Source organism: Bradyrhizobium sp. AUGA SZCCT0182 (genome assembly GCF_018130185.1).
In the GTDB taxonomy this organism is placed as follows: Bacteria; Pseudomonadota; Alphaproteobacteria; order Rhizobiales; family Xanthobacteraceae; genus Bradyrhizobium.
In genome coordinates this window covers 76841-99289 of sequence record NZ_JAFCLY010000030.1, presented here as the reverse complement: position 1 = coordinate 99289, position 22449 = coordinate 76841, and the positions used below count along the sequence as shown (strand labels likewise).

General features: G+C 62.7%; 21 protein-coding genes. 6 read left to right on the top strand and 15 right to left on the bottom strand.

Annotation, left to right across the window (positions count from 1 at the left end):
• Window positions 1-18: 18 nt before the first annotated feature.
• The 6 genes from JQ611_RS27765 to JQ611_RS27740 form a co-directional block, all read right to left on the bottom strand.
• On the bottom strand, window positions 19-804 hold the full coding sequence (locus JQ611_RS27765) for a 2-keto-4-pentenoate hydratase (RefSeq protein WP_212467185.1): 786 nt from the start codon (window positions 802-804) through the stop codon (window positions 19-21).
• A gap of 241 nt (window positions 805-1045) precedes the next feature.
• Window positions 1046-1525: a hypothetical protein gene (locus tag JQ611_RS27760; RefSeq protein WP_212262587.1), complete on the bottom strand. Its 480-nt coding sequence runs from the start codon at window positions 1523-1525 to the stop codon at window positions 1046-1048.
• A 14-nt stretch (window positions 1526-1539) separates the two neighbouring features.
• On the bottom strand, window positions 1540-2007 hold the full coding sequence (locus JQ611_RS27755) for a hypothetical protein (RefSeq protein ID WP_212262589.1): 468 nt from the start codon (window positions 2005-2007) through the stop codon (window positions 1540-1542).
• A gap of 163 nt (window positions 2008-2170) precedes the next feature.
• Window positions 2171-4435, bottom strand: coding sequence for a xanthine dehydrogenase family protein molybdopterin-binding subunit (locus JQ611_RS27750; RefSeq protein WP_212467184.1), 2265 nt, complete (start codon window positions 4433-4435; stop codon window positions 2171-2173).
• A 17-nt stretch (window positions 4436-4452) separates the two neighbouring features.
• Window positions 4453-4929 (bottom strand): (2Fe-2S)-binding protein, encoded by a 477-nt coding sequence (locus tag JQ611_RS27745; protein WP_211997762.1) that lies wholly within the window; start codon window positions 4927-4929, stop codon window positions 4453-4455.
• Window positions 4930-4934: 5 nt separating this feature from the next.
• Window positions 4935-5804, bottom strand: coding sequence for a xanthine dehydrogenase family protein subunit M (locus JQ611_RS27740; RefSeq protein WP_212440231.1), 870 nt, complete (start codon window positions 5802-5804; stop codon window positions 4935-4937).
• A 434-nt stretch (window positions 5805-6238) separates the two neighbouring features.
• Here JQ611_RS27740 and JQ611_RS27735 point away from each other — a divergent pair, with 434 nt between their 5' ends.
• The 4 genes from JQ611_RS27735 (at window position 6239) to JQ611_RS27720 (ending at window position 10611) form a co-directional block, all read left to right on the top strand.
• Window positions 6239-7642: a lytic murein transglycosylase gene (locus tag JQ611_RS27735; protein ID WP_249133493.1), complete on the top strand. Its 1404-nt coding sequence runs from the start codon at window positions 6239-6241 to the stop codon at window positions 7640-7642.
• A gap of 308 nt (window positions 7643-7950) precedes the next feature.
• The gene (locus tag JQ611_RS27730; RefSeq protein WP_212467183.1) at window positions 7951-8454 is read left to right on the top strand and encodes a DUF1993 family protein; all 504 of its coding nucleotides are present in this window, start codon (window positions 7951-7953) and stop codon (window positions 8452-8454) included.
• Between the two features lie 97 nt (window positions 8455-8551).
• Complete coding sequence (locus JQ611_RS27725; protein WP_212467182.1) at window positions 8552-9412, top strand: SDR family NAD(P)-dependent oxidoreductase; 861 nt, start codon at window positions 8552-8554, stop codon at window positions 9410-9412.
• Window positions 9413-9510: 98 nt separating this feature from the next.
• A complete protein-coding gene (locus JQ611_RS27720; RefSeq protein ID WP_212467181.1) occupies window positions 9511-10611 on the top strand; it encodes an alkene reductase in 1101 nt (366 codons plus the stop codon).
• 214 nt (window positions 10612-10825) lie between these two features.
• Here JQ611_RS27720 and JQ611_RS27715 read toward each other — a convergent pair whose 3' ends face one another.
• The 7 genes from JQ611_RS27715 to glpD all read right to left on the bottom strand — a co-directional run bounded on the left by JQ611_RS27715 (window position 10826) and on the right by glpD (window position 18522).
• Window positions 10826-12622: an ABC transporter substrate-binding protein gene (locus JQ611_RS27715; RefSeq protein WP_212387522.1), complete on the bottom strand. Its 1797-nt coding sequence runs from the start codon at window positions 12620-12622 to the stop codon at window positions 10826-10828.
• Window positions 12623-12696: 74 nt separating this feature from the next.
• Window positions 12697-13023 carry a DUF2160 domain-containing protein gene (locus tag JQ611_RS27710; protein WP_212467180.1) on the bottom strand — a complete coding sequence of 109 codons (327 nt, stop codon included), beginning with the start codon at window positions 13021-13023 and terminating at the stop codon, window positions 12697-12699.
• 9 nt (window positions 13024-13032) lie between these two features.
• Complete coding sequence (locus JQ611_RS27705) at window positions 13033-13839, bottom strand: carbohydrate ABC transporter permease (RefSeq protein WP_212262606.1); 807 nt, start codon at window positions 13837-13839, stop codon at window positions 13033-13035.
• Complete coding sequence (locus JQ611_RS27700; protein ID WP_192738501.1) at window positions 13839-14741, bottom strand: carbohydrate ABC transporter permease; 903 nt, start codon at window positions 14739-14741, stop codon at window positions 13839-13841. Before JQ611_RS27700 ends, JQ611_RS27705 begins: the two co-directional genes overlap by 1 nt.
• The gene (locus tag JQ611_RS27695; RefSeq protein ID WP_212467179.1) at window positions 14741-15826 is read right to left on the bottom strand and encodes an ABC transporter ATP-binding protein; all 1086 of its coding nucleotides are present in this window, start codon (window positions 15824-15826) and stop codon (window positions 14741-14743) included. The genes JQ611_RS27700 and JQ611_RS27695 overlap by 1 nt, the downstream gene beginning before the upstream one ends.
• A 12-nt stretch (window positions 15827-15838) precedes the next feature.
• Entirely contained in the window at window positions 15839-16984 is a 1146-nt protein-coding gene (locus tag JQ611_RS27690; protein WP_212467178.1) for an ABC transporter ATP-binding protein, read from the bottom strand.
• Complete coding sequence (glpD, locus tag JQ611_RS27685; RefSeq protein ID WP_212467177.1) at window positions 16981-18522, bottom strand: glycerol-3-phosphate dehydrogenase; 1542 nt, start codon at window positions 18520-18522, stop codon at window positions 16981-16983. Before glpD ends, JQ611_RS27690 begins: the two co-directional genes overlap by 4 nt.
• Window positions 18523-18802: 280 nt before the next feature.
• Between glpD and JQ611_RS27680 the strand changes: the two genes are divergently transcribed.
• Window positions 18803-19576 (top strand): hypothetical protein, encoded by a 774-nt coding sequence (locus JQ611_RS27680; protein WP_212467176.1) that lies wholly within the window; start codon window positions 18803-18805, stop codon window positions 19574-19576.
• 77 nt (window positions 19577-19653) lie between these two features.
• Here the strand turns inward: JQ611_RS27680 and JQ611_RS27675 are convergent, their stop codons facing one another.
• Complete coding sequence (locus tag JQ611_RS27675) at window positions 19654-20037, bottom strand: RidA family protein (RefSeq protein ID WP_212467175.1); 384 nt, start codon at window positions 20035-20037, stop codon at window positions 19654-19656.
• Between the two features lie 176 nt (window positions 20038-20213).
• Window positions 20214-21044, bottom strand: a complete 831-nt coding sequence (locus tag JQ611_RS27670) for a DeoR/GlpR family DNA-binding transcription regulator (protein ID WP_212033172.1) — start codon at window positions 21042-21044, stop codon at window positions 20214-20216.
• Window positions 21045-21296: 252 nt separating this feature from the next.
• On the opposite strand from JQ611_RS27670, the gene JQ611_RS27665 reads away from it, so the two are divergent.
• Window positions 21297-22439, top strand: coding sequence for a hypothetical protein (locus JQ611_RS27665; RefSeq protein ID WP_212467174.1), 1143 nt, complete (start codon window positions 21297-21299; stop codon window positions 22437-22439).
• The last annotated feature ends 10 nt before the right edge of the window (window positions 22440-22449 follow it).

Sequence of the window (22449 nt, the reverse complement as noted above, 5' to 3'; positions counted from 1 at the left end):
CCGCAGCCCTTCGCCGCTCTAACGCACCTGCACGTCCACGACGCCGATGCCCTCGAGACTGAAACGATAGCTGGCTTCGCTGTCCGGAAACACCGTCTTCATGACGCTGCCGGTCATCACCACCTGGCCGGCTTTCAGCCCCGCCCCTCGCGAATTGAGCTGCGTGGCAAGCCAGGCGACGGAGTTGAAGGGATGACCGAGGATGTCGCGGCCATGGCCCTCGCCGAGGTCAACGTCATCCTTTGTGGCACGTCCCATCACTGGCTCCAGGTCGGGCCATTTCGCCGCGAATTCCGACAGGACGATGCCGCCGTTCCAGGAATTATCCGATACCAGCGAAAGCACATCGAGATTGCCGTAATCGGCGTTGCGGTCATCCACCAGTTCGATGGCCGCGCTGACGCCGCCGACATGCGGCGCAATCATTGCGGCGGTCACCGGCGCAGCCGTGACCGGCACGTCGAATTTGATGCGAACGGCGATTTCGAATTCGAGACCGAGCCGCCCGAAATCCGCACGACGGACGATCGCGCCGGATCGATGCACGCGGCTTGCGAGCACGACGCCAGCAATCGGATGATCGATCCCGCAGAATTTCTGCATCGTTGCCGACGTCAGCCCGACCTTGTAGCCCACGGCGTCGCCGTGCTCGCCACGAAGCAGCGCGACATAGCTGTCCTGGATGTCATAGGCGTCCGAGATCGTGGCGGGCTTGTCCGGCGGAGCAAGCGACGTGAACCGAACGTTGGCCTTGTGTGCCGCGAGCAGCGATTGCGCCGCGCGCCGGGCTGCAACGTCTTCCATGGGTAGCCTCCCTGTTGTTTTCTTGTAGCCCGCATGAGCGCGGTTCGTAGGGTGGGTTAGCGAAGCGTAACCCACCACTTCATTCGTCGGAACAACTGGTGGGTATCGCTTCCGCCTTCGCTCTTTGAGCTACGGCGGACAAGTCGCTCCACCCACCCTACGCAGATATCTTGTAGCCCGCATGAGCGCAGCGATATGCGGGATTCGAAAGAAGATCCGGATGTCTCTTCGCTCATCCGGGCTACGCCGACTGAACGGCGCTGAACTTCGAGTGGTGGAAAGCAATGATCCGACCTCTCTTCGGAGGAAGCAAAAGCGCAAGTTCGCCTGGAAGCTTCCAGACAGCCCCATCACCACTGACCCAATTCGTTCCGTCTGATCCGGATGTCACGACCGCATCTGCGAGCGCCGTCAGGAAGACCTCTCCTCTATCAAAAAGCAAACCGCCACTTGGCATTGGGATGAAACGGTGAAAAACCTCAAAGGACACGCCATCGTTCCCAAAGGCCAGCCAGTCCTTTTCTGCAGATATCGAGTACCACGTCCCGTATCTCTCGATACGTACAGAGCCCGTATCCAGCAGGATCAGACACTCAACAAGGTGTGACGCGAGTCGTGGGCCGGTCGCATCTCCGTTGAAAAATCTATCTGAGTGCGTGCGAATGTAAGAGACCGCGTCACCAACGATCTGGATGTCATTTTCCGTGTAGGTCGGCGCCATATCGATTTCTTATCCTAGCGTTTGCCAGACGATACCGCCTTGAATGCCCCATTGGCCAATTCAAAGTAATGCGGACCTGCCGGGCCTTGTTCGTTGAGTTGCCCGTTCAGGGTTATGAGGCGGCTCTGCAACTGAAACTCGACCGGCTCGAAATTCTGGGGAACGTCGATCGCCCAACAGCAAACCGAGCCCGGCAGAAAAATCACCTTTCCCGACTTCAGGTCCACCGCGGCGCCGAGCACGCAGCCGGTGCCACAGCCCCATGTGGTGAGAACGTAGTGGCCGGCGAAATTGGCCGGCTGGCCGGCGGCTTCCCGGAGCCGCGTCCGATATCCCCGGTTCTCCGGTCGTTTCAAATCGACCTTGGCAGCGCGGCCTCGAAAAACCTCGCCTGCCGGGTAATCCCTGGGCTGAGGAACGGGCGCCGCGGATTGGGCATGCGCGTCTTTGAACACGAAAAGCGCGAGCGACAGAATGACCAATGCCAGCGCACGGCGGCAGATTTCGAAGGTTGAATCGGATTGTCTCATCATGGCTGGTGCGTAGGGCGGGTTAGCCGAAGGCGTAACCCGCCGCGTTGGCGCAACGAAAAGGCGGGTTACGCTTACGCTAACCCGCCCTACGAAGCTAAGCAACGACGCTGGCTTACTCCGCCGCTTGACGGGTCTCCGGCGCGTCGATCACTTCCAACACCTTCGGCGGCGACATCGGCAAGGCGTAGAAGCGTTTGCCGAGGGCGTTGTAGATCGCATTCGCCACCGCGGCCATCACAGGGACCAGCGGCACTTCGCCGACGCCCTTGACGCCTTGCGGGTGCTTCGGGTTCGGCACCTCGACCATGATGCAGTCGATCATCGGCAGGTCCGAACACACCGGCATGCGATAGTCGAGGAAGCCGGGATTATCGACCTTCCCCTCTCTGGTGTAGATGTATTCCTCGTTCAGCGCCCAGCCGATGCCTTGCGCGACGCCGCCCTGCAGCTGGCCCTCGACATAGCCGGGGTGGATGGCGCGGCCGACATCCTGCACGGCGGTGTAGCGGATCACGCGCGCGATACCGAGATCGACGTCGACCTCGACGTCGCAGATATGCGTGCCGAAGCCGCCGTCCGCGCCCTGCGTGTTGAGCTGCACGCCGGCGCCGATCGGACCGCCCATCGCGGGCGCCTTCTCGGCGAGATCCTTCAGCGTCAACGGCGGGAATTGGCCGGCATTCGGGCTCACCGGATGCGCCGCGCCGTCTTCCCACTTCACGGCTTCAGGATCGATTTCCCAGATCTTGGCCGCGCGCTCGCGCAGGGTGTGGATGATCTTTTCGGCCGACTGCGTCACCACGATCGAGGAGGCGAACAGCACGCGGCTGCCGCCGGTGAGGTTCGAGAAGCCGATGGTGGCGGTGTCGCCGATCAGGACCGAGACGCGGCGATAGTCGATGCCGAGCAACTCGGCGCAGATGTTGGCGATGCCGGCGCGCGAGCCGCCGATATCGGGATGGCCCGTGGTGACGACGACGTTGCCGTCCTCGGTGATGTTGACCTGCGCGGAGGATTCGCCGCCGGCGTTGAACCAGAAGCCGGAAGCGACGCCGCGTCCTTGAAGTTTTCCCAGCGGCGCTTTGTAGTGATCCGACGCCTTTGCCGCTTCCACCGTCTCGATGTAGCCGATGCGCGGGAAGGTCGGGCCGTGCGCGGCTTTCGTTCCTTCCTTGGCGGCGTTCTTCAGGCGGAAGTCGAGCGGGTCCATCTTCAGGGCCTCGGCGACCTCGTCGAGCACGCATTCCACCGCGTAAGCGCCGATCGGCGCGCCCGGCGCGCGATAGGCCGCCACTTTCGAGCGGTTGGAGCAGACGTCATAGCCTTCCGACAGCAGGTTCGGGATGTCGTAGGGTGTGAAGCTGCAGCCGACGGCGCCGCGGATCGGCGAGCCCGGGAGGGCGCCGGCCTGCAGATAGAAGGTGCCGTGCGCGGCGACGATCTTGCCGTCCTTGGTGGCGCCGATCTTCACCGTGCTCTTTGAGCCTGACGTCGGCCCGGTCGCGCGCATCACTTCCTCGCGCGTCATCACCATCTTCACCGGGCGGCCGGACTTTTTCGCCAGCAGCGTCGCCAGCGGCTCGAGATAGACGATGGTCTTGCCGCCAAAACCGCCGCCGATCTCGGCGGGGATGGCGCGGATGTCGCTCTGCGGGATGCCGGTGAGATGGGCCGTCATCGCGCGGACCATGAACTGGCCCTGGCTGGAGCTCCAGATCGTGGTCTTGCCATCGGGCGCGACGCTGATCAGACAGGCATGCGGCTCGATATAGCCCTGATGCACCGGGCGCGTCGTGAAGCTGCGCTCGATGACGATTTCGGCCTTCTTGAAGCCTTCGGCGAGATCGCCCTTCTTGTGCTCGATCCGGCCGGCGATGTTGGAAGGCTTGCCTTCGAACTTGTTGAACTCGTGCAGGATCGGCGCGTCGGATTTGATCGCGTCCTCGATCTCGATCACGAAAGGCAGCACTTCGTAGTCGACCTCGATCAGCTTGCAGGCTTCCGCCGCAATCGCTTCGGTGGTGGCGGCAACGGCCGCAATGGGGTGCCCGGGAAACAGCGCCTTCTCGCGCGCCATCACGTTGCGGCACATCCAGCGCATGTCCTGGATGCCGAGCATGACCGCGCCCTTCTCGATCGGGAAATCGACGATGTCGCGCGCGGTGACGACGGCCTTGACGCCGGGCAGCGCTTCCGCCTTCGCGGTGTTGATCGATTTGATGCGCGCATGCGCGTGCGGGCTGCGCAACACCTTGCCCCAGATCATGCCGGGCATGTTGGTGTCGGCGGCGAACTGCGCGCGGCCGGTCACCTTGTCCATACCATCAGGACGAATGGTGCGCTGGCCGATCCACTTGTTGTTGGTAACGACGGTCATGATGCTGGCTCCGGCTGTTATTGGGCGCGCATTTCGGCCGCGGTGTCCATGACAGCGCGAACGATCTTGTCATAACCGGTGCACCGGCAGAGATTGCCGGCGAGCCAGAAGCGAACCTCTTCCTCGCTCGGCTTCGGATTCCGCTTCAGCAGCGCGTCGGACGCCACCAGCATGCCCGAGGTGCAGATGCCGCACTGAAGCGCGGCCATTTCCAGGAACTTCTGCTGCAGCGGATGCAGCTTCTCGCCCTGGGCCATGCCCTCGATGGTGCGCAGCTCGTGGCCTTCGGATTCGACCGCGAGCATCAGGCAGGAACAGATGAGGTTGTCGTCGACCGTGATGCTGCACGCGCCGCAGTCGCCGGAGGCGCAGCCTTCCTTGGAGCCGGTGAGGCCGAGCGGCCCGCGCAGCGCATCGAGCATGGTGTCGTTGGGCTCGCAGAGAAACTCTGACGGTTCGCCGTTGATGGTGGTTGACACGTGGACCTTGGCCATGAAGCTTAATTCCCTTTGGCGCGTTGGGCGGCAATCGCGGTGGTGCGCTTGAGCAGCACACCGGCCACTTTGGTGCGGTAAGCGATCGTGCCGCGCTTGTCGTCGATCGGACGGCAGGCGGCGGAACAGGCGGCGGCGGCGGCATTGAGCGCGGCTTCGTCGAGCTTGCTGCCGATCAGGGCTTTGGCGGCCGCTTCAACCAGCAGCACGGTCGGCGCGACAGCTCCGAGACCGACGCGGGCGGCGGTGCAGACGCCGTCCTTCAGCGTCAGGCTGACGCCGAGGCCAACCACGGCGATGTCCATTTCAGTGCGCGGGATCATGCGCAAATACGCGTCGCTCGAGCCTTTGGGCCGCGGCGGCAGCGTGAAGCTGACGAGGATTTCGCCGGGCTTGAAATTGGTACGGCCGGGACCCGCCGGCACCTGTTCCACCGGCATTTCGCGGCGGCCATCCGGCCCTTGCACCGTGACGATGGCGCCGGCCGCGACCATGGCGGGCACGCTGTCGCCGGCCGGCGAGCCGTTGCAGAGATTGCCGCCGGCGGACGCCCGCCCCTGGACTTGCTTGGAGCCGATCAGGTTGACGGCCTCCAGCACGCCGGGCCAGACCTTGCCGAAACTGACATGATCATGCAGCGCCATGCCGGAGACGGCGGCGCCGACGCGAAACCCGCCATCGGCGGTTTGCTCGATTTTCGTCATCTCGGCGATTTTCTTGATGTCGACGATCAGGCCCGGTTTCACGACGCCGGCACGCATCTGCACCAGAAGATCGGTACCGCCGGCCAGGATGCGCCCTGCACTTCCGGCCGCGGCGAACGCCTTGATCGCTTCATCAAGCGAATTGGGCGCCAAATATCGGAGTTCCGTCATGGTTGTCCGTCATCTCCCCTTTTCTGCCCGCCCCATTTGGACGTCGGCCTATGTGGCCGGCAGTTGCGGTAGCCTACACGGGCGATGCGGGTTGGAACAGCCTCCGGGCTGCGGTTCTGGCGGCAGGCTCCTATGCAGGAAGCGGGCTTGTTCTCACATCGTCGGAAGCACGGATATCCTTGACGCCAGCGCCCGCCACGTGGCCTCGTCTACCAGCCGCATGGGCACTTGCCTTCACCCTCCCCTGGAGGGGGAGGGTCGACGCTCATGAAATGAGCGGCGGGGTGAGGTGACGGTCTATCCTCTCGACAAGTGTTCCAGTTGAGAGACTGTCACCCCACCCCGTCTCACATTTCGCTACGCTCAATGTGAGCCGACCCTCCCCCTCCAGGGGAGGGTGAACATCACCTTCTCGCCGTTTGCTCGGAAACTGCATGCGAAATTTTTCAACGACCCATTTCCTTCCTGGCGCAGTGTTGCTGGCGATCCTCTACGGACCGCAGCAGGCGTTGTCCCAACCGGCCCCGGCTCCCGTGCGCCCCGCTCCCGCCAGGCCCGCGGCTGCGCCTCAGCCCAGGCCGGCCGCGGTGCCCAGGCCCGCTGCGGTGCCGGGCCAACAGCCGGCCGCGCGACCGGTCGCAGCAAGCCCGCGCGGCGGTGCGGCGTGCCACAACGGCATGAGTTTCGATCGCTTCCTCACTGAGCTCAAGCAGCAGGCGGTGGCGGAAGGCGTCTCGCAGCGCGCGATGGCGGAAGCCGCCCCCTACCTCGTCTACGACCAGAGCATCGTCAACCGCGACCGCGGCCAGCGCGTGTTCGGCCAGGTGTTCACCGAGTTTTCGCGGAATAGAGCATCCGAAGGTGCTGCAAAAAATGCGCAGGCGCGAATCCGGATGCATCAGGCAGCGTTCAATCGCGCCGAAAAGGAATACGGCGTGCCGCCGGCGGTGATCGCGGCGTTCTGGGGGCTGGAGAGCAGTTTTGGCGCCGAGCTCGGCAAGCTGCATACGCTCCCCTCGCTGGTGTCGCTGGCGTATGACTGCCGCCGCTCGGAGATGTTCCAGAAGGAGACCATCGCCGCGCTGAAGATCGTCGATCGCGGCGATCTCACGGCAAGCGAGATGATCGGATCGTGGGCCGGCGAACTCGGCCAGACGCAGTTTTTGCCGACGCATTATTTCAACTATGCGGTCGATTACGACGGCGACGGCCATCGCAATCTCCTGAGCAGCGCACCCGATGTGATCGGCTCGACCGCGAACTACATCGCCAATGGTTTGAAATGGCGGCGCGGCGAGCCATGGCTGCAGGAAGTGCGCGCCCCGCAAAACCTCCCTTGGGATCAGGCCGATCTGACGATCAAACTGCCGCGCTCGAAATGGGCGCAGCTCGGCGTCACCTTTGCCGACGGCAAACCGTTGCCGAACGACGATCTGCCGGCGTCGATGTTGTTGCCGATGGGCCGCACCGGTCCGGCGTTCCTGGCCTACGCGAATTTCGCGGCCTACACCGAATGGAACAACTCGCTGATCTATTCGACCACCGCCGGCTATCTCGCGGCCCGTATCGCGGGTGCCGCACCGATGCGCCAGCCCAGCGCACCGGTGGCGCAACTGCCGCTCAACGAGCTCAAGGAATTGCAGCAACTTTTGGTGCGCGCCGGTTTCAACGTCGGCAAGGTCGACGGCATCATGGGACAGCTCAGCCGCACCGCCGTGAAGACGATGCAGATCAAATACGGCCTGCCGGCGGATTCCTGGCCTACGGCCGAATTGCTGGCGCGCATGCGCGGGCCGCGCGCCGAGCCGGCGGCGGCTGTGATGCCGCAGGCAAGGTGAGGCAAGCTCCGCTCTCTGTGCTCCATCGCCCCGCTCTTGCGGGGTCGAGACGAGCGAAGCTCGCTCTTAGAGGGTCGGGTGAGGGGCTTTCACCGCGAGTTCGACGTTGCGGATAGACCTGTACCCCCTCACCCGGATCGCAAGAGCGATCCGACCTCTCCCCGCAAGCGGGGCGAGGTAAGCAAGCGCCGGAAATATTTGACTACACTTCACGCCTTCCGAGCGTTGCAATTCCCTCTCCCCCGCCCCACTTGCAGCAGCGCAGTCTCTGCATGCCATAAAATTCCACACAACGAAAAGAGCATCATATGTCTTTCTACGACGCCACCGTTCCGGCCTATCTGCAAATTCTAGGTAGCCTCTCCGGCTTGCTCACCAAAGCAGAAGCGCATTGCGAGGCGAAGAAGATCCAGCCCGAGGTGCTGTTAGGTTCGCGCCTCTATCCGGACATGCTGCCGCTCTCGAAGCAGATTCAGCTTGCCACCGATTTTGCGGTCAGGGGCTGCGCCCGCGTCACCCACAGCGAAGTGCCGTCGACACCCGATACCGAAAAGACCTTTGAGGAATTGCGCCAGCGGCTCGCCAAGACCGTTGACTACGTCAAGTCGTTCAAGCCCGAGCAGTTCGAGGGCGCCGACACCAAAGACGTCACCTTTCCGATGGGGCCGGACAAGACCATGACGCTGAAGGGCCAGCAATTCATCTCGAACTTCTCGCTGCCCCAATTCTACTTCCATGCCGCCATTGCCCACGGCATCCTGCGCCATAATGGCGTCGAGGTCGGCAAGCGCGATTACATGGGCGCGAAGTGATCTGTTTCGCCTTGCAAGACCGGACGCCTTAGCGTCACAGGCTACGCCGTGCTAGTGCTCCCTTCAGCAAGAACAAAATACTGAAGGGAGACCGCTCATGTCCACCACCACGCAAGCACCAAAGCAACTCGATCCCGCCGCTTCGCTTCACGCCGAAACGCTCGGGCTCGCGAAAGGTCGCGGCCGGCTGGAAGGCCGCCGCATCATCGTGGTCGGGGCCGGCCAGCGCAACATCGTCGACGAGGAGCCGCCGATCGGCAATGGCCGCGCGATGTCGGTATTGTTCGCGCGCGAGGGCGCGCATGTCGCCTGCATCGACATCAACAAGGAGGCCGCCGACGACACGGTCAAGCAAATCACCAGCGAAGGTGGCAAGGCCTTTACCGACGTCGTCGACGTCTCCGACGCATCAGCGATTGGGCCGGCGATCGCGCGCTGTACGAAGCAACTCGGCGGGCTCGACGGGCTCGCGCTGAATGTCGGCATTTCCTGCGGGCTGTCGCTGCCCAAAATGACGGCGGAAGCCTGGGACAAGGATTATGCCGTCAACGTGCGCAGCCACATGCTGTTCGCGCAAGCCGCGCTCGAAGTGATGGCGCCGGGCGGCGCGATCACGCTGACCTCGTCGATGGCGAGCCAGCGCGCCAATGGCCGCAACCCGGCCTATGAATCCTCCAAGGCCGCCCAGATCGCGCTCGGCCGCGCCATCGCGCGGGCCGGCGAGGAAAAGGGCATTCGCTGCAATGTGATCGCGCCGGGCTTCATCGATTCCCCGATGGGCCGCGACGCCAGCCGCAGGCGTGCCGACCGCGCGCTGACGGTGCCGTTCGGCCGCCAGGGCACCGGCTGGGAGGTGGCCTATGCTGCGCTGTTCCTGATTTCGAATGAATCATCCTACGTCAACGCCCACACCCTGTTCCTCGACGCCGGTCATATGGCCGGGATTGTGCGGGCCTAGCCTGCACCGGCCGAATGGCTTCCGAGTACCTTTGGGCATTGCGCAATCCGCCGTAATGCCCAACTGTTCCCCATCATCCACCTTTCGGAAATCCCTTCATGAGCCAGACCAAACTTTTTGAGCCCTACAAGCTTGGCGGAATCACGCTGCCGAACCGCCTTGTCATGGCGCCCCTGACCCGCAACCGCGCGGTGCCTGGCAGCTTTGTGCCGAGCGAGCTTGCCATCGACTATTACGGCCAGCGCGCTTCCGCAGGATTGCTGATCACCGAGGCCAGCCAGATCTCGCAGCAGGGCCAGGGTTATCAGGACACACCCGGCATCTATTCGAAGGAGCAGGTCGCGGGCTGGCGCAAGGTCACTGACCGCGTGCATGAACAGGGCGGGCGCATCTTCATCCAGATCTGGCATGTCGGCCGCATCTCGCACGATTCATTGCAGCCGGGCGGCGGCAAGCCGGTGGCTCCATCCGCGATCCGCGCCAAGGGCAAGACTTTCGTCAACGGCACCTTCACCGACATCTCCGAGCCGCGCGAGCTCGAGCTGTCGGAAATTCCGGGGATCATCGAAGACTTCAAGCGCGGCACCGAGAATGCGCTCGCCGCCGGTTTCGACGGCATCGAAATCCACGGCGCCAACGGCTATCTGCTCGACCAGTTCGCCAAGGACGGCACCAACAAGCGTACCGATGCCTATGGTGGTGCAATCGAGAACCGCGCCAAATTGATGCTGGAAGTATCGCAGGCGGTAGCCGCGGTCGCCGGCCCGGAACGCACCGGCATCCGCATTTCGCCGGTGACGCCGGCCAATGATGTGTCAGATTCAAATCCGCAGCCGCTGTTCGATCACATCGTGGATGGGCTCAACGCGCTGAAGCTGACCTACATCCACGTCGTCGAGGGCGCGACCGGCGGCCCGCGCGATCACGCGCCGTTCGACTACGGTTCGTTGCGCAAGCGCTTCAAGCAGGCCTATGTCGCCAACAACGGCTACGATTTCGATCTGGCCACAAAGCAACTCGATGCCAACGCGGCCGACCTGATCGCATTTGGAAAACCGTTCATCTCCAACCCCGACCTGGTCGAGCGGCTGAAGAAGGGTGCACCGCTCAACGCGTTCGACAAGGCGACGTTCTATGGCGGCGGCGCCAAGGGATATACGGACTATCCGACGCTCGGCGCGAAGCAGGCGGCGGAGTAGAAATTCGGTGCGCTCCCTCGCCCCGCTCTTGCGGGGAGAGGGTTGGGGTGAGGGGCTCTCTCCGCGAAGTCGGCGGTAGTTGCTGGACCTGTACCCCCTCACCCGGATCGCAAGAGCGATCCGACCTCTCCCCGCAAGCGGGGCGAGGTAAGAAAGAAAAAAGGCCGGGATCGCTCCCGGCCTTTAGTTTTTGCATCACTCACAATGGCGAAGTTTACTTCGCTTCCGCCCGCTTCGGCGGCGTTGCCGGCCACGACTTCACCAGCGTGTCGTAGTCGACGGTTTCGCCCTTCGGCTTCTCGTTCGCCAGCTTGCGCTGCGGAGCGACGTTGCCGTCCTTCTCCGACTTGGCGAACCAGAACTCGGCGGTCTCCTTCTTGTTCAGCTTCGGTCCGCAGGCGCCCTGCACGTTGGATTTCTCCAGACGCTCGAGCACGGAGTCCTGGGCTGCCGCCAGGGCGTCCATCGCGGCCTGCGGCGTCTTCGCACCGGACGACGCATCGCCGATGTTCTGCCACCACAATTGCGCGAGCTTCGGATAGTCAGGCACGTTGTTGCCGGTCGGGGTCCACTGCACGCGCGCGGGCGAGCGGTAGAACTCGATCAGGCCGCCGAGCTTCGGCGCACGCTCGGTGAACGACTTGTCCCAGATGTCGGATTCACGAATGAACGTGAGACCGACATGGCTCTTCTTCAAGCTCACCGTCTTGGAGGTGATGAACTGCAGATAGAGCCAGGCCGCCTTGCGGCGGTCCGCCGGGGTCGACTTCAGGAGCGTCGCCGAGCCGGCGTCCTGGTAGCCGAGCTTCATGCCTTCCTTCCAGTACGAGCCGTGCGGCGACGGCGCCATACGCCACTTCGGCGAACCGTCGGCGTTCACGACGGCAATACCGGGCTTCACCATGTCGGCGGTGAAGGCGGTGTACCAGAAGATCTGCTGGGCGATGTTACCTTGCGCCGGTACCGGTCCAGCTTCGCCGAAGGTCATGCCTTGCGCCTGCGGCGGGGCATACTTCTTCATCCAGTCGAGATATTTGGCGATCGAATAGACCGCCGCCGGACCGTTGGTGTCACCGCCGCGCTCGACGGATGAACCCACCGGACGGCAGCCTTCCATGCGGATGCCCCATTCGTCGACCGGCTTGCCGTTCGGGATGCCCTTGTCGCCGTTGCCGGCCATCGACAGCCAGGCATCGGTGAACCGCCAGCCGAGCGAGGGATCCTTCTTGCCGTAGTCCATGTGACCATAGACCTTGGCGCCGTTGATCTCCTTGATGTCGTTGGTGAAGAACTCGGCGATGTCTTCATAGGCCGACCAGTTCACGGGAACGCCGAGATCGTAGCCATATTTGGCCTTGAACTTGGCCTTGTAGTCCGGATTGGAGAACCAGTCGTAGCGGAACCAATAGAGGTTCGCGAACTGCTGGACGGGCAGCTGATAGAGCTTGCCGTCCGGCCCCGTGGTGAAGGATTTTCCGATGAAGTCGTTGACGTCGAGCCCGGGGTTGGTGACGTCCTTGCCCTCGCCGGTCATGTAATCCGACAGCACGACCGTCTGATTGTAGCGGAAGTGGGTGCCGATCAGGTCCGAGTCGTTGATCCAGCCGTCATAGACGTTCTTGCCGGACTGCATCTGGGTCTGCAGCTTTTCGACCACGTCGCCTTCCTGGATCAAATCGTGCTTGAGCTTGATGCCGGTGATCTCGGTGAAGGCCTTCGCCAGGGTCTTGGATTCATATTCATGCGTGGTGATGGTTTCCGACACCACGTTGATTTCCATCCCCTTGAAGGGCTGGGCGGCCTTTTCAAACCACTGCAATTCCTTCAGCTGGTCGGCCTTCGACAGCGTCGAGGGCTGGAATTCGCTGTCGATCCAGCGCTGATTGACCGCATCGTCCGCGCGAGCAGGTGCGGCGATCGTCACGGAAGCTGCGATCAGCGCGGCCGCGCTGGTCATCGTCAGAAAGCTCTCCTTGGTCAATGGCCCGTTCTTTCCTCTAAAACGTCGCATGTTGAGTCCTCCGGTTGCAGCGACAAACAATTTTCAGGCCCGGGTTGATCCCGGATCTGTCTTTTTTCGCTTCATCAGACGGTGCGGAAAACCACCACGGCCGAAACAAGCGAAATCACGGTAGCGAGCCACAGGCTCGATATTTCAACGCCCTCTCCGATCGGCAGCGTCGCGATTGCATCGATGCCGACAAAGGCGATCCACAACAGGTGGATGACGGCAGCGAGCACCAGCGAGATGAACAACCGGTCGCCGCGCGTGGTCGGAATCTGCAACACGCCGACGCGCTCGGCCTCGGGATACGCCGCCGCAAGCCAGGTCATGACACCCAGCGTCAGCGACAGCATCACGAAGAAGATCGCGGTCGGAAGCGTCCAGGCCATCCATGCAATGTGTTCCATGAATGCCCCCTACACTCGGCCGAGCGCAAAACCGCGCGCGATGTAGTTGCGGACGAACCAGATCACCAGCGCACCGGGGATGATGGTGAGCACACCGGCCGCCGCCAACAGGCCCCAATCCATGCCGGCGGCCGAGACCGTTCGGGTCATGATCGCCGAGATCGGTTTTGCGTTCACCGACGTCAGCGTGCGCGCCAACAGCAGTTCGACCCAGGAGAACATGAAGCAGAAGAACGCCGCGACGCCGATGCCGCTTGCGATCAAGGGCACCAGGATCTTGATGAAGAAGCGCGGGAACGAATAACCGTCGAGGAACGCCGTCTCATCGATCTCGCGTGGCACGCCCGAGACGAAGCCTTCGAGGATCCAGACCGCGAGCGGGACGTTGAAGATGCAGTGCGCCAGCGCCACCGCCCACGGCGTATCGAACAAATTGATCGCCGAATAGAGATTGAAGAACGGCAGCGCATAGACCGCCGCCGGCGCCATGCGGTTCGACAGCAGCCAGAAGAACAGATGCTTGTCGCCGAGAAAACGGTAGCGCGAAAAGCCGTAGGCCGCCGGCAACGCCACGGCAATCGAGATCACAGTGTTGATCAGGACATAGGTCAGCGAGTTGATGTAGCCGGAATACCAGCTCTCGTCGGTGAAGATGCGCTTGTAGTTTTCCAGCGTCGGCTGGTGCGGCCACAGCGTCATGGTGGAGACGATTTCGGCATTGGTCTTGAAGCTCATGTTGACGAGCCAGTAGATCGGCAACAGCAGGAAGATCAGGAAGCTGACGAGGATGATGCGGCGTCCGGGAATCGAATGCATCATTCAGCTCCCTGTTTGACCGGGCGCTCGGCCCCGGCGTTTGTCATCACGGTATAGAACACCCAGCACACGATCAGGATGATGAGGTTGTAGACCAGCGAGAGTGCGGCGGCCTTGCCGAGGTCGAATTGGCCGAGCGCGATCTTGACCAGTTCGATCGAGACGAAGGTGGTCGAGTTGCCGGGACCGCCGCCGGTCACCACGAACGGCTCGGTGTAGATCATGAAACTGTCCATGAAGCGAAGCAGCACTGCGATCAGCAGCACGCGATTCATCTTCGGCAACTGGATCGCCGTGAACACCGCCCAGCGCGAGGCGCCGTCGATCTGCGCCGCCTGGTAATAGGCGTCGGGGATCGACTTCAGTCCGGCGTAGCACAACAGCGCGACCAGGCTGGTCCAGTGCCAGACATCCATCACGATGACGGTGGCCCAGGCGTCGAACTCGTTGGAGACGTAGTTGTAGTTGATGCCCAGGCTGTTCAGCGTGTAGCCGAGCAGGCCGATGTCGGGCCGTCCGAAGATCTGCCAGATGGTGCCGACCACGTTCCACGGAATCAAAAGCGGCAGCGCCAGGATCACCAGGCAGGCGGCGACGCTCCAGCCGTCGCGCGGCATCGACAGCGCGACCACGATCCCGAGCGGCACCTCGATCGCGAGAATGATGGCCGAGAACAGCAGGTTGCGGCCGAGCGACGCCAGGAACCGTCCACCGAGATCGGTCGACGGGTCGAGCAATTCCTTGAACCAGCCGACGCCGTTCCAGAAGAACTGGTTGTTGCCGAAGGTGTCCTGCATCGAATAGTTCACCACCGTCATCAGCGGCAGGATCGCGGAGAACGCGACCACCAGAAACACCGGCAGCACCAGGAACCAGGCTTTTTGGTTGATCGTCTTGTCCATCAGGCTGTCCCCTCGACCAGACGGCTGTCGGCATAGACGTGAACATGCGACGGATTGAAAACCAGCCCGGCGGTTTCGCCGGAGACTGAAAACCCCGGCGGCACGCGCGCAGCGAACTTGGCGTCGCCGATCCGCACGCGCGCGAAGCGGACGCGGCCGAGATCGTCGATGCGCTCGATATTGGCGGACAGCAATCCCGGCGCGGGCGCGGCGACGTCGACGAATTCCGGACGCACGCCGACTTCGATCTTCGCGCCCGGCGGCAGCGAATCATAGCTGCGGTTCAGCGCGATCGGATGGCCGCTGATCCGGGCCTCGCGGCCCTTCACCTCGGCCGGCACGATGTTCATGCCGGGCGAGCCGATGAAGTAACCGACGAACGTATGCGCGGGCTTGTCGAACAGTTCGGCCGGCGTGCCGCTCTGCACCACCCTGCCGTCATGCATCACGACCACAGTGTCAGCAAAGGTCAGCGCCTCGGTCTGGTCATGGGTGACGTAGATCATCGTGAGATCGAGGTCGCGATGCAGCGCCTTGAGTTTGGAGCGCAACTGCCACTTCAATTCGGGATCAATCACCGTCAGTGGCTCGTCGAACAGGATCGCGGCAACGTCTGATCGCACCAGGCCGCGGCCGAGCGAGATCTTCTGCTTGGCGTCCGCGGTCAGCCGCGTTGCCTTGCGGTCGAGATGCGGCGTGAGGTCGAGCAAATTGGCGATCTGCTTCACGCGCGCGTCGATTTCGGCTTTCGGGACGCCGCGGTTCTTCAAGGGGAATGCGAGGTTCTGCCCGACCGTCATGGTGTCGTAGATCACCGGAAACTGGAACACCTGCGCGATATTGCGCTTCTGGGTTGACAGCGGTGTGATATCGGCGCCGTCGAACAGTATCTGGCCGCGCGACGGGGTCACGATCCCGGAAATCAGGTTGAGCAGCGTGGTCTTGCCGCAGCCGGACGGCCCGAGCAGCGCATAGGCGCCGCCCTGCCGCCAGGTCATCGTCACCGGCTTCAGCGCAAAGGATTCGGGCGCGGCGTCATTGCCGCCGTAGGAATGCGCGAGATCGACGAGGTCAATGCGGGCCATGCGGCATCTCCCTCACGCGTGCTTGTTTTTGGACGCGTTTTCTTCACGCGAACCGCTATGCACTTCGCTTGAAAACGCTATGGGCTGGTTAGGCGCGGCGACCAGACGGTCAGCCGCGTCGAACACGAACAGATTGTCAGGGTCGAGCACGGCGTCGAGCACGTGGCCCGGCTCGAACTCATGGATGCCCTGCAGCACCGCGACCCAGTTCGACGCGTCGCGGTTGAGATGCACGAAGCTTTCCGAACCGGTGATTTCGGTCACGGTGACGGTGGCCTGAAACGCGTGGCGGCCGGCGATGCCATTGGCGACTTCAAGCTGATGGGCGCGGAAGCCGACGCGATAGGGCCCGTCGGCAAGCGAGGCATAGAGCCCGCTGGCCGGCGCCTGGATACCGCCGGCATATTGCACCGTGCCGTTCTTCTTTTCGATGCCGACAATATTGAGCGGTGGATCGGAAAACACCTGCGCCACGCGCAGCGTATCGGGATGCCGGTAGACCTTTGCCGTATCGCCGGCCTGCAGGACCTGGCCTTCCCACATGCAGACGGTTCGGCCGCCGAGCAGCAGGGCTTCGGAAGGCTCGGTGGTCGCATAGACGAAGATCGCGCCCGACGCCTCGAAGATGCGCGGCAGTTCGGTGCGCAACTCCTCGCGCAGCTTGTAATCGAGATTGGCGAGCGGCTCGTCGAGCAGCACCAGATCGGCGCCCTTGACCAGCGCGCGTGCAATCGCAGTGCGCTGCTGCTGGCCGCCGGACAGTTGCAATGGCGTGCGGTGCAGATACGGCTCGAGCTTGAGCAGGCGCGACGCCTCCTGCACGCGCTTCTCGATTTCCGCGCGCGGCTTGCCCTGCACCCGCAACGGCGAGGCGATATTCTCATAGACCGTCAGCGAGGGATAATTGATGAACTGCTGATAGACCATCGCGACCGAACGCTTGCGCACGTCGAATCCTGTAACGTCCTTTCCGTCAACCAGCACGCGGCCTGATCCCGGCTTGTCGAGCCCGGCGAGCAGCCGCATGATCGAGGTCTTGCCGGAAAGCGTCGGTCCGAGCAGTACGCTCAGCGTGCCGCGCTCAAGCGTCAGCGACACATCGCGGATGGTCGCGATGCCGTCGACGGTTCGTGTGACGTGTTCGAGCGTGACGCTCATGTCCGTCCTCCCGCTTCACGCAGGGGTCGTTCACCGGACGCGCGATGGGCGGCCATCCATTCATCGAGGACGGCGATTTCGCCCGCGGACAGCCGCAATCCGAGCTTGGAGCGGCGCCACGCAACGTCTTCGGCGGTGCAGGCCCATTCGGCCGACATCAGGTACCTGACTTCGCTCTCCGTCAAGGTCGCGCCAAAGGACTGGCCGAGATCGGCCGCCGATTTCGCGTTGCCAAGCACCTTGCTGGCGCGGGTGCCATAGGCATGCGCCAACCGCTTCGCATGTGCGGGAATGAGGAACGGATAGTCCCGCGTCAGTTCCGCCGTCAGCGCCGCGATTGCGGAAACATCCATGTCGCCGCCGGGCAGCGCGGCCTTGCCGGTCCAGCCTTCCTTCTTTGAACTGCGCAAATAGGGCGCCAGCCGTTCCAGCGCTTCTTCGGCCAGCCGCCGATAAGTCGTGATCTTGCCGCCATAGATCGACAGCAGCGGCGCGCCGCCGGGCGTATCGAGCTCGAACACATAATCTCGCGTCGCAGCTTTTGCTTCGCTGGCGCCGTCGTCATACAGCGGGCGCACGCCCGAATAAGTCCAGACCACGTCCTCCGGCTTGACCGGTTTGGCGAGGTATTCGCTGGCGGAGGCGCAGAGATAGGCGATCTCATCGGTGGAGGCCTTCACCTTGGCCGGGTCGCCGTCATAATCGCGATCGGTGGTGCCGATCAGCGTGAAATCATCCTGATAGGGAATGACGAAGATGATGCGGCCGTCGGCGTTCTGGAAAATGTAGGCACGGTCGTGGTCGTAGAGCTTGCGCACCACGATATGCGAGCCCTGCACCAGGCGAACCTTTGCGCGCGCGTTGACGCCCGATCCCGACGACAGCACCTGTTCGACCCAGGGGCCGCCGGCATTGACCAGCGCGCGCGCCTGGATCGTGGTGCGCGTGCCGCTTTGCGTATCCTCGACGGTGAGCTGCCAGATGCCGTCGACCTGCCTGATCTCGACCGCCCGCGTGCGCGTGTGGATCTCGGCGCCGCGATCTGCCGCGTCCCGCGCCGTGAGCACGACCAGGCGCGCGTCATCGACAAAGCAGTCGGAGTATTCAAAACCTTTGGTGTAGCGGTTGGCGATCAAGGGTTTTCCGACCTCGTCATGCGCGAGATCGACCGAACGTGTCGGCGGCAGCAGATGACGGCCGCCGATGTGGTCGTACAGGAACAACCCTAGCCTCAGCAGCCATGCCGGCCGCAACCCCGAATGGTGCGGCAAAACGAAACGCAGCGGGCGGATGATGTGGGGTGCGATCTGCCAGAGGATTTCGCGTTCGATCAGCGCCTCGCGGACCAAACGAAACTCGTAATATTCGAGATAGCGCAGGCCGCCGTGCACCAGCTTGGTCGACCAGGACGACGTCCCGCTCGCCAAATCATTCATTTCACAAAGGAAAACGGAATTTCCCCGGCCCACCGCGTCGCGCGCGATGCCGCAGCCGTTGATGCCGCCTCCGATGATGGCGAGGTCGAAAATCCGATCCAACAGACGCTTCCCCGGCGATCGCCTCTTCACTTCGGCGATTTAACTTTCGGATCGGAGTTAATCACAAAGAAAAACGAAAGCAAGATGAAAACGGGAAGTGAAAGCGGAACCGGAAGTGGGAATTTGCATCGGTCGGGATGTATGGAGTTGGGGGTACATCACCGGGCCACCGCTTTTGCTTGGATGCGTTTTCTTCGCGCGAACCGGGATCCACTTCGCTTGAAAACGCCATGCGCCCGCTAAGAGTTCGTGAGCGACTGCCTGACATGATTTGATGTCGATGGCGGACGTTACGAAATTCGGCAGTTCAGACGGGCGGCTTAGCGGAGAATTGGCCGCGGCCCTCGCGCGGCGAGTGACCGCTCAACCTCACGGACCTCAGCAGCCCGGCGCCAAAGGCGCTGCATTCTACCACGATTCAATGTCAGCCTTCGAGGCGACGACAGAGGTGCTGACGAAGTTCGGCCTGCTGGAGCCGGTCCCTCGCGCCGATATGCCCGGCGAGACCTGGTATTGCCTTCACGCCTTGACCATTGACGCGAACGACATGCCGAAACTCCTGTCAAGCAGCGTTCCTCAAGGTGACGGCCGGCTGTTCGACCTGCTGGTCGCCTTCCTGCAGGTGTTTTGCCACTACGATTATCTCTCCGATCGGCATGCGCCGTTCTCGCCGCCGGCATACCTCCTGGCATCCATGTCCGTGCTGGCGCGATCAGGATACGCTGAAAGAATCGGCAATGAATTTCGTTGGTCAGAGCTCATCGGTCCCGCGATGCGTGCGGCCTATGTGTGGGATGAGAACTTTGTTTCTTTCGCCGAGACCGAACAAGCGAAGCTTGATGCAGAAGCAACGCTTGCGTGGCAGACGATCCCTGAATCAATTCAGGCTGCGCACTTTTCGGAGCGTCCGTTGAACAAGCTCGTTGTCGCCAAGCTACTTCATCAATGCTGGAATGGAGAAGTTTGGACCCCGCCATCGGAGAAATACGAGATAACGAACCAGTTCCAATTGGCTGACCGCATCATCCAGATCGCGAACGGTCATCGGATTTGAGGCAAAGCGTAACGCGATCGATGCGCATCGGCGCGCGGCGCCGAAAATTGGACGCCACGCACCTTCGCGATGATCGCCTAACCCGCGGCGACGGCCTCGATCTCAAGCAGCCAGGCCTCGTCGAAGATTCCGGCGATGACGACGGTCAGCGCGGTTTCCCGGCCGCCAAGCACCTCGCTTCGCACCGCGCGATTGAGCATGGTGTAGCGCCGATCCGCGAGATAGGTCCGGTGCATGACCAGATTGTCGAGCGTCATGCCGGCGGCCTTGATCTGCGCTTCGACGTTGCTCCAGGCGAGCCTGCACTGCGCTTCAAAGCCCTCGGGCACGGCACCGTCGGCCCCGACTGGAATCTGGCCGCTGACAAAAAGCATCCTTGTATGGCCTGCGACCTCAAGCGCCTGGCTATAGCCCGTCGTCGGCACAAGTGCCGCTTCGGAATTGATGCGTCGGATTTGCATTCGGTTCTCCTTTTTCCTGAGAGGACACCTCGTGCACCGGCAGGTTCGTCCAGCACAAACCATTTTTTCTGCACTGCTGGATTAGATTTTCTATTCCAGGTCAGAATTCTCATGAAAAGGCCCCGGACGATGCCGGGGCCATTTCATGCTGGAACGAAGTGAAGGGTTTTTTGCGTCTAGCGCAGACGCGTGACAGTCGAAGCCGTCTCCGCCACCGGTTCGTCGATATCGGGGGCCGGCTTGTCCATCGCCTCGACCACCTCGATGCCGCGGGTGTGGCAGATGTTGGCGAGACCGGCGGGAAGCGCGGCGTCGGTCACGAAGGTCTGGATCTGGCTGAGATGGGCGATGCGCACCGGCGCGCTGCGCCTGAGCTTGGTCGAGTCGGCGACCAGCATCACGCTGCGCGCGTTCGCGATGATCGCCTGCGCGGCCTGCACTTCGCGGTAGTCGAAATCCAGGAGCGCGCCCTCTTCGTCGATCGCGGAGGCGCCGATGATGGCGTAGTCGACCTTGAACTGGCCGATCAGGCTGATCGCGGTCGAACCGATCACCGCGCCATCGGCGCGGCGCACCGCCCCGCCCGCCACGATCACCTCGATGCGCGGATGGCGATACAGCAGCATCGCGACGTTGAGGTTGTTGGTGATGACGAGCAGGTCCTCATGCGAGGTCAGCGCGCTGGCGACCTCTTCCGTCGTGGTGCCGATATTGATGAACAGCGAGCAGCCGTTCGGAATTCGCGAGGCGGCGGCAATGCCGATCGCCCGCTTCTCCTCGGCGGCGACGAAGCGCCGCGCTTCATAGGCGAGGTTCTCGACGCCGGAGGCGATGATGGCGCCGCCATGGATCCGCGTCAGCGAGCGCTGGTCGCAGAGATCGTTGAGGTCCTTGCGGATGGTCTGCGCCGAAACCTCGAAACGCTTGGCGAGATCCTCCACCATCACCCGGCCGAAGGCGCGGGCGATGTTGAGAATTTCAGTCTGGCGGTTGGACAGTCCGGCCACGGGTGGCGCCTCAAGGAAGAAGTTTCTTATGGTGCGGTGGTTTGTGGTTCCGGTCAACGCGGCCGAAACCGGATGCGCCTGACATCATGGTTAACCATCTGTTAAAAAGGCGGCGTTCGAGAGGCATGATAAGCCCATTGGCATTGCGCCAGCCGCATTTTACCGGTGCGATTTTGCCGTTCTTAACGGTTTTGTGATTGCATTGCCGTCGCTAGGCCCGGGAAACGGGCCAGATATCGGAAAATCGCTGCAATGCGGGTCGATCGAATCTGGGAATTCCTCCAGCGGTTGAGCCCGCTGACGCGCAGCTGCCTGCTCACCGAGCTGGAGCGGCTGGAGGCGTGCGGCGTCGACATGCCGGGCACCGCGGACTTGCAGGCCAGGCTGCGGGCCGAACTGCGCCCGGACGGACCGAACGAGACCCCAACGCCGTCGAAATATTTCTTCGCGCCGCTGGAGCCGCTGGTCGTCGCGGGTGCGCCGGAGCATGCCAATACGGGCCGGATTGCGCGGACTTCACTTGTTCCGATCTGGGAATGGATCAACCGCGATCTCTTGCCGATCATGGCCCGCGACTACGAAGGCCAGATGAAGGGGTTTATCGCTTCCAACCGGCCGCGCGACGCGCAACAGGCGGCATCGATCTTCCAGACCAAGGTCGCAAAATCGCTGGAGGGAAATCTGGCTTCGGCGGATGGCGCGGAGCGGGCACGCAAGAAGCTTGCGGCCTACACGGCTTCGCCGTCGGTCTATAGCGACCTCGTCAAGATCATGGGCGCGCTGCGCGCACGCGAGGCGCTGGCAGGGTTCAGCAAAGCCTTGCCGGAAAAGATCCTGAAATTCAACGACGCGCAGGTCGACAAGGTCACGGCGCTGCTGGATGCATTCCGGAAAAAGGATCCCGGCGCGGTACCCTTTGCGCTGGCGCTGGTTGCTGGACGTCTCAAGACGCCCCGCGAGTTGCTCCGTCTTGCCACCAAACCCGCGCGCAGCCGGCGCGCCGTTGATGTTGCTGCCACGCCCTATGCGATATCCGTCTCGATGGTGCTGGACCAGATCGACGACAAACGCATCGCCTTGCGCGTTGCCCTGAAGAAAAACCGTGTCGTCGACGCGCGCGACATCCTGGCCGACATCGACAAGACAGAAGCAGCGGTGCAGGCCGCCATCCGCGAACTCGCTGCCTCCGAATGGGGCGCGCGGCTGCGCGACATCAGGAGCGCGATCGTGGCCGATGTGGAGACCGAAGTGAGCCGGTTTCCCGATGAAGTCGGCCACATCCTGCAACTGCGCGGTGCGCACGGCAATGGAATGTTGTCCGGCCTGGTCTGGAAAGGCCGCGATGCGATCAGCGATAGCGCTGCATTTTGCAAGCGGCTGATCGGTCAGAGCTGAACGCGGCTCC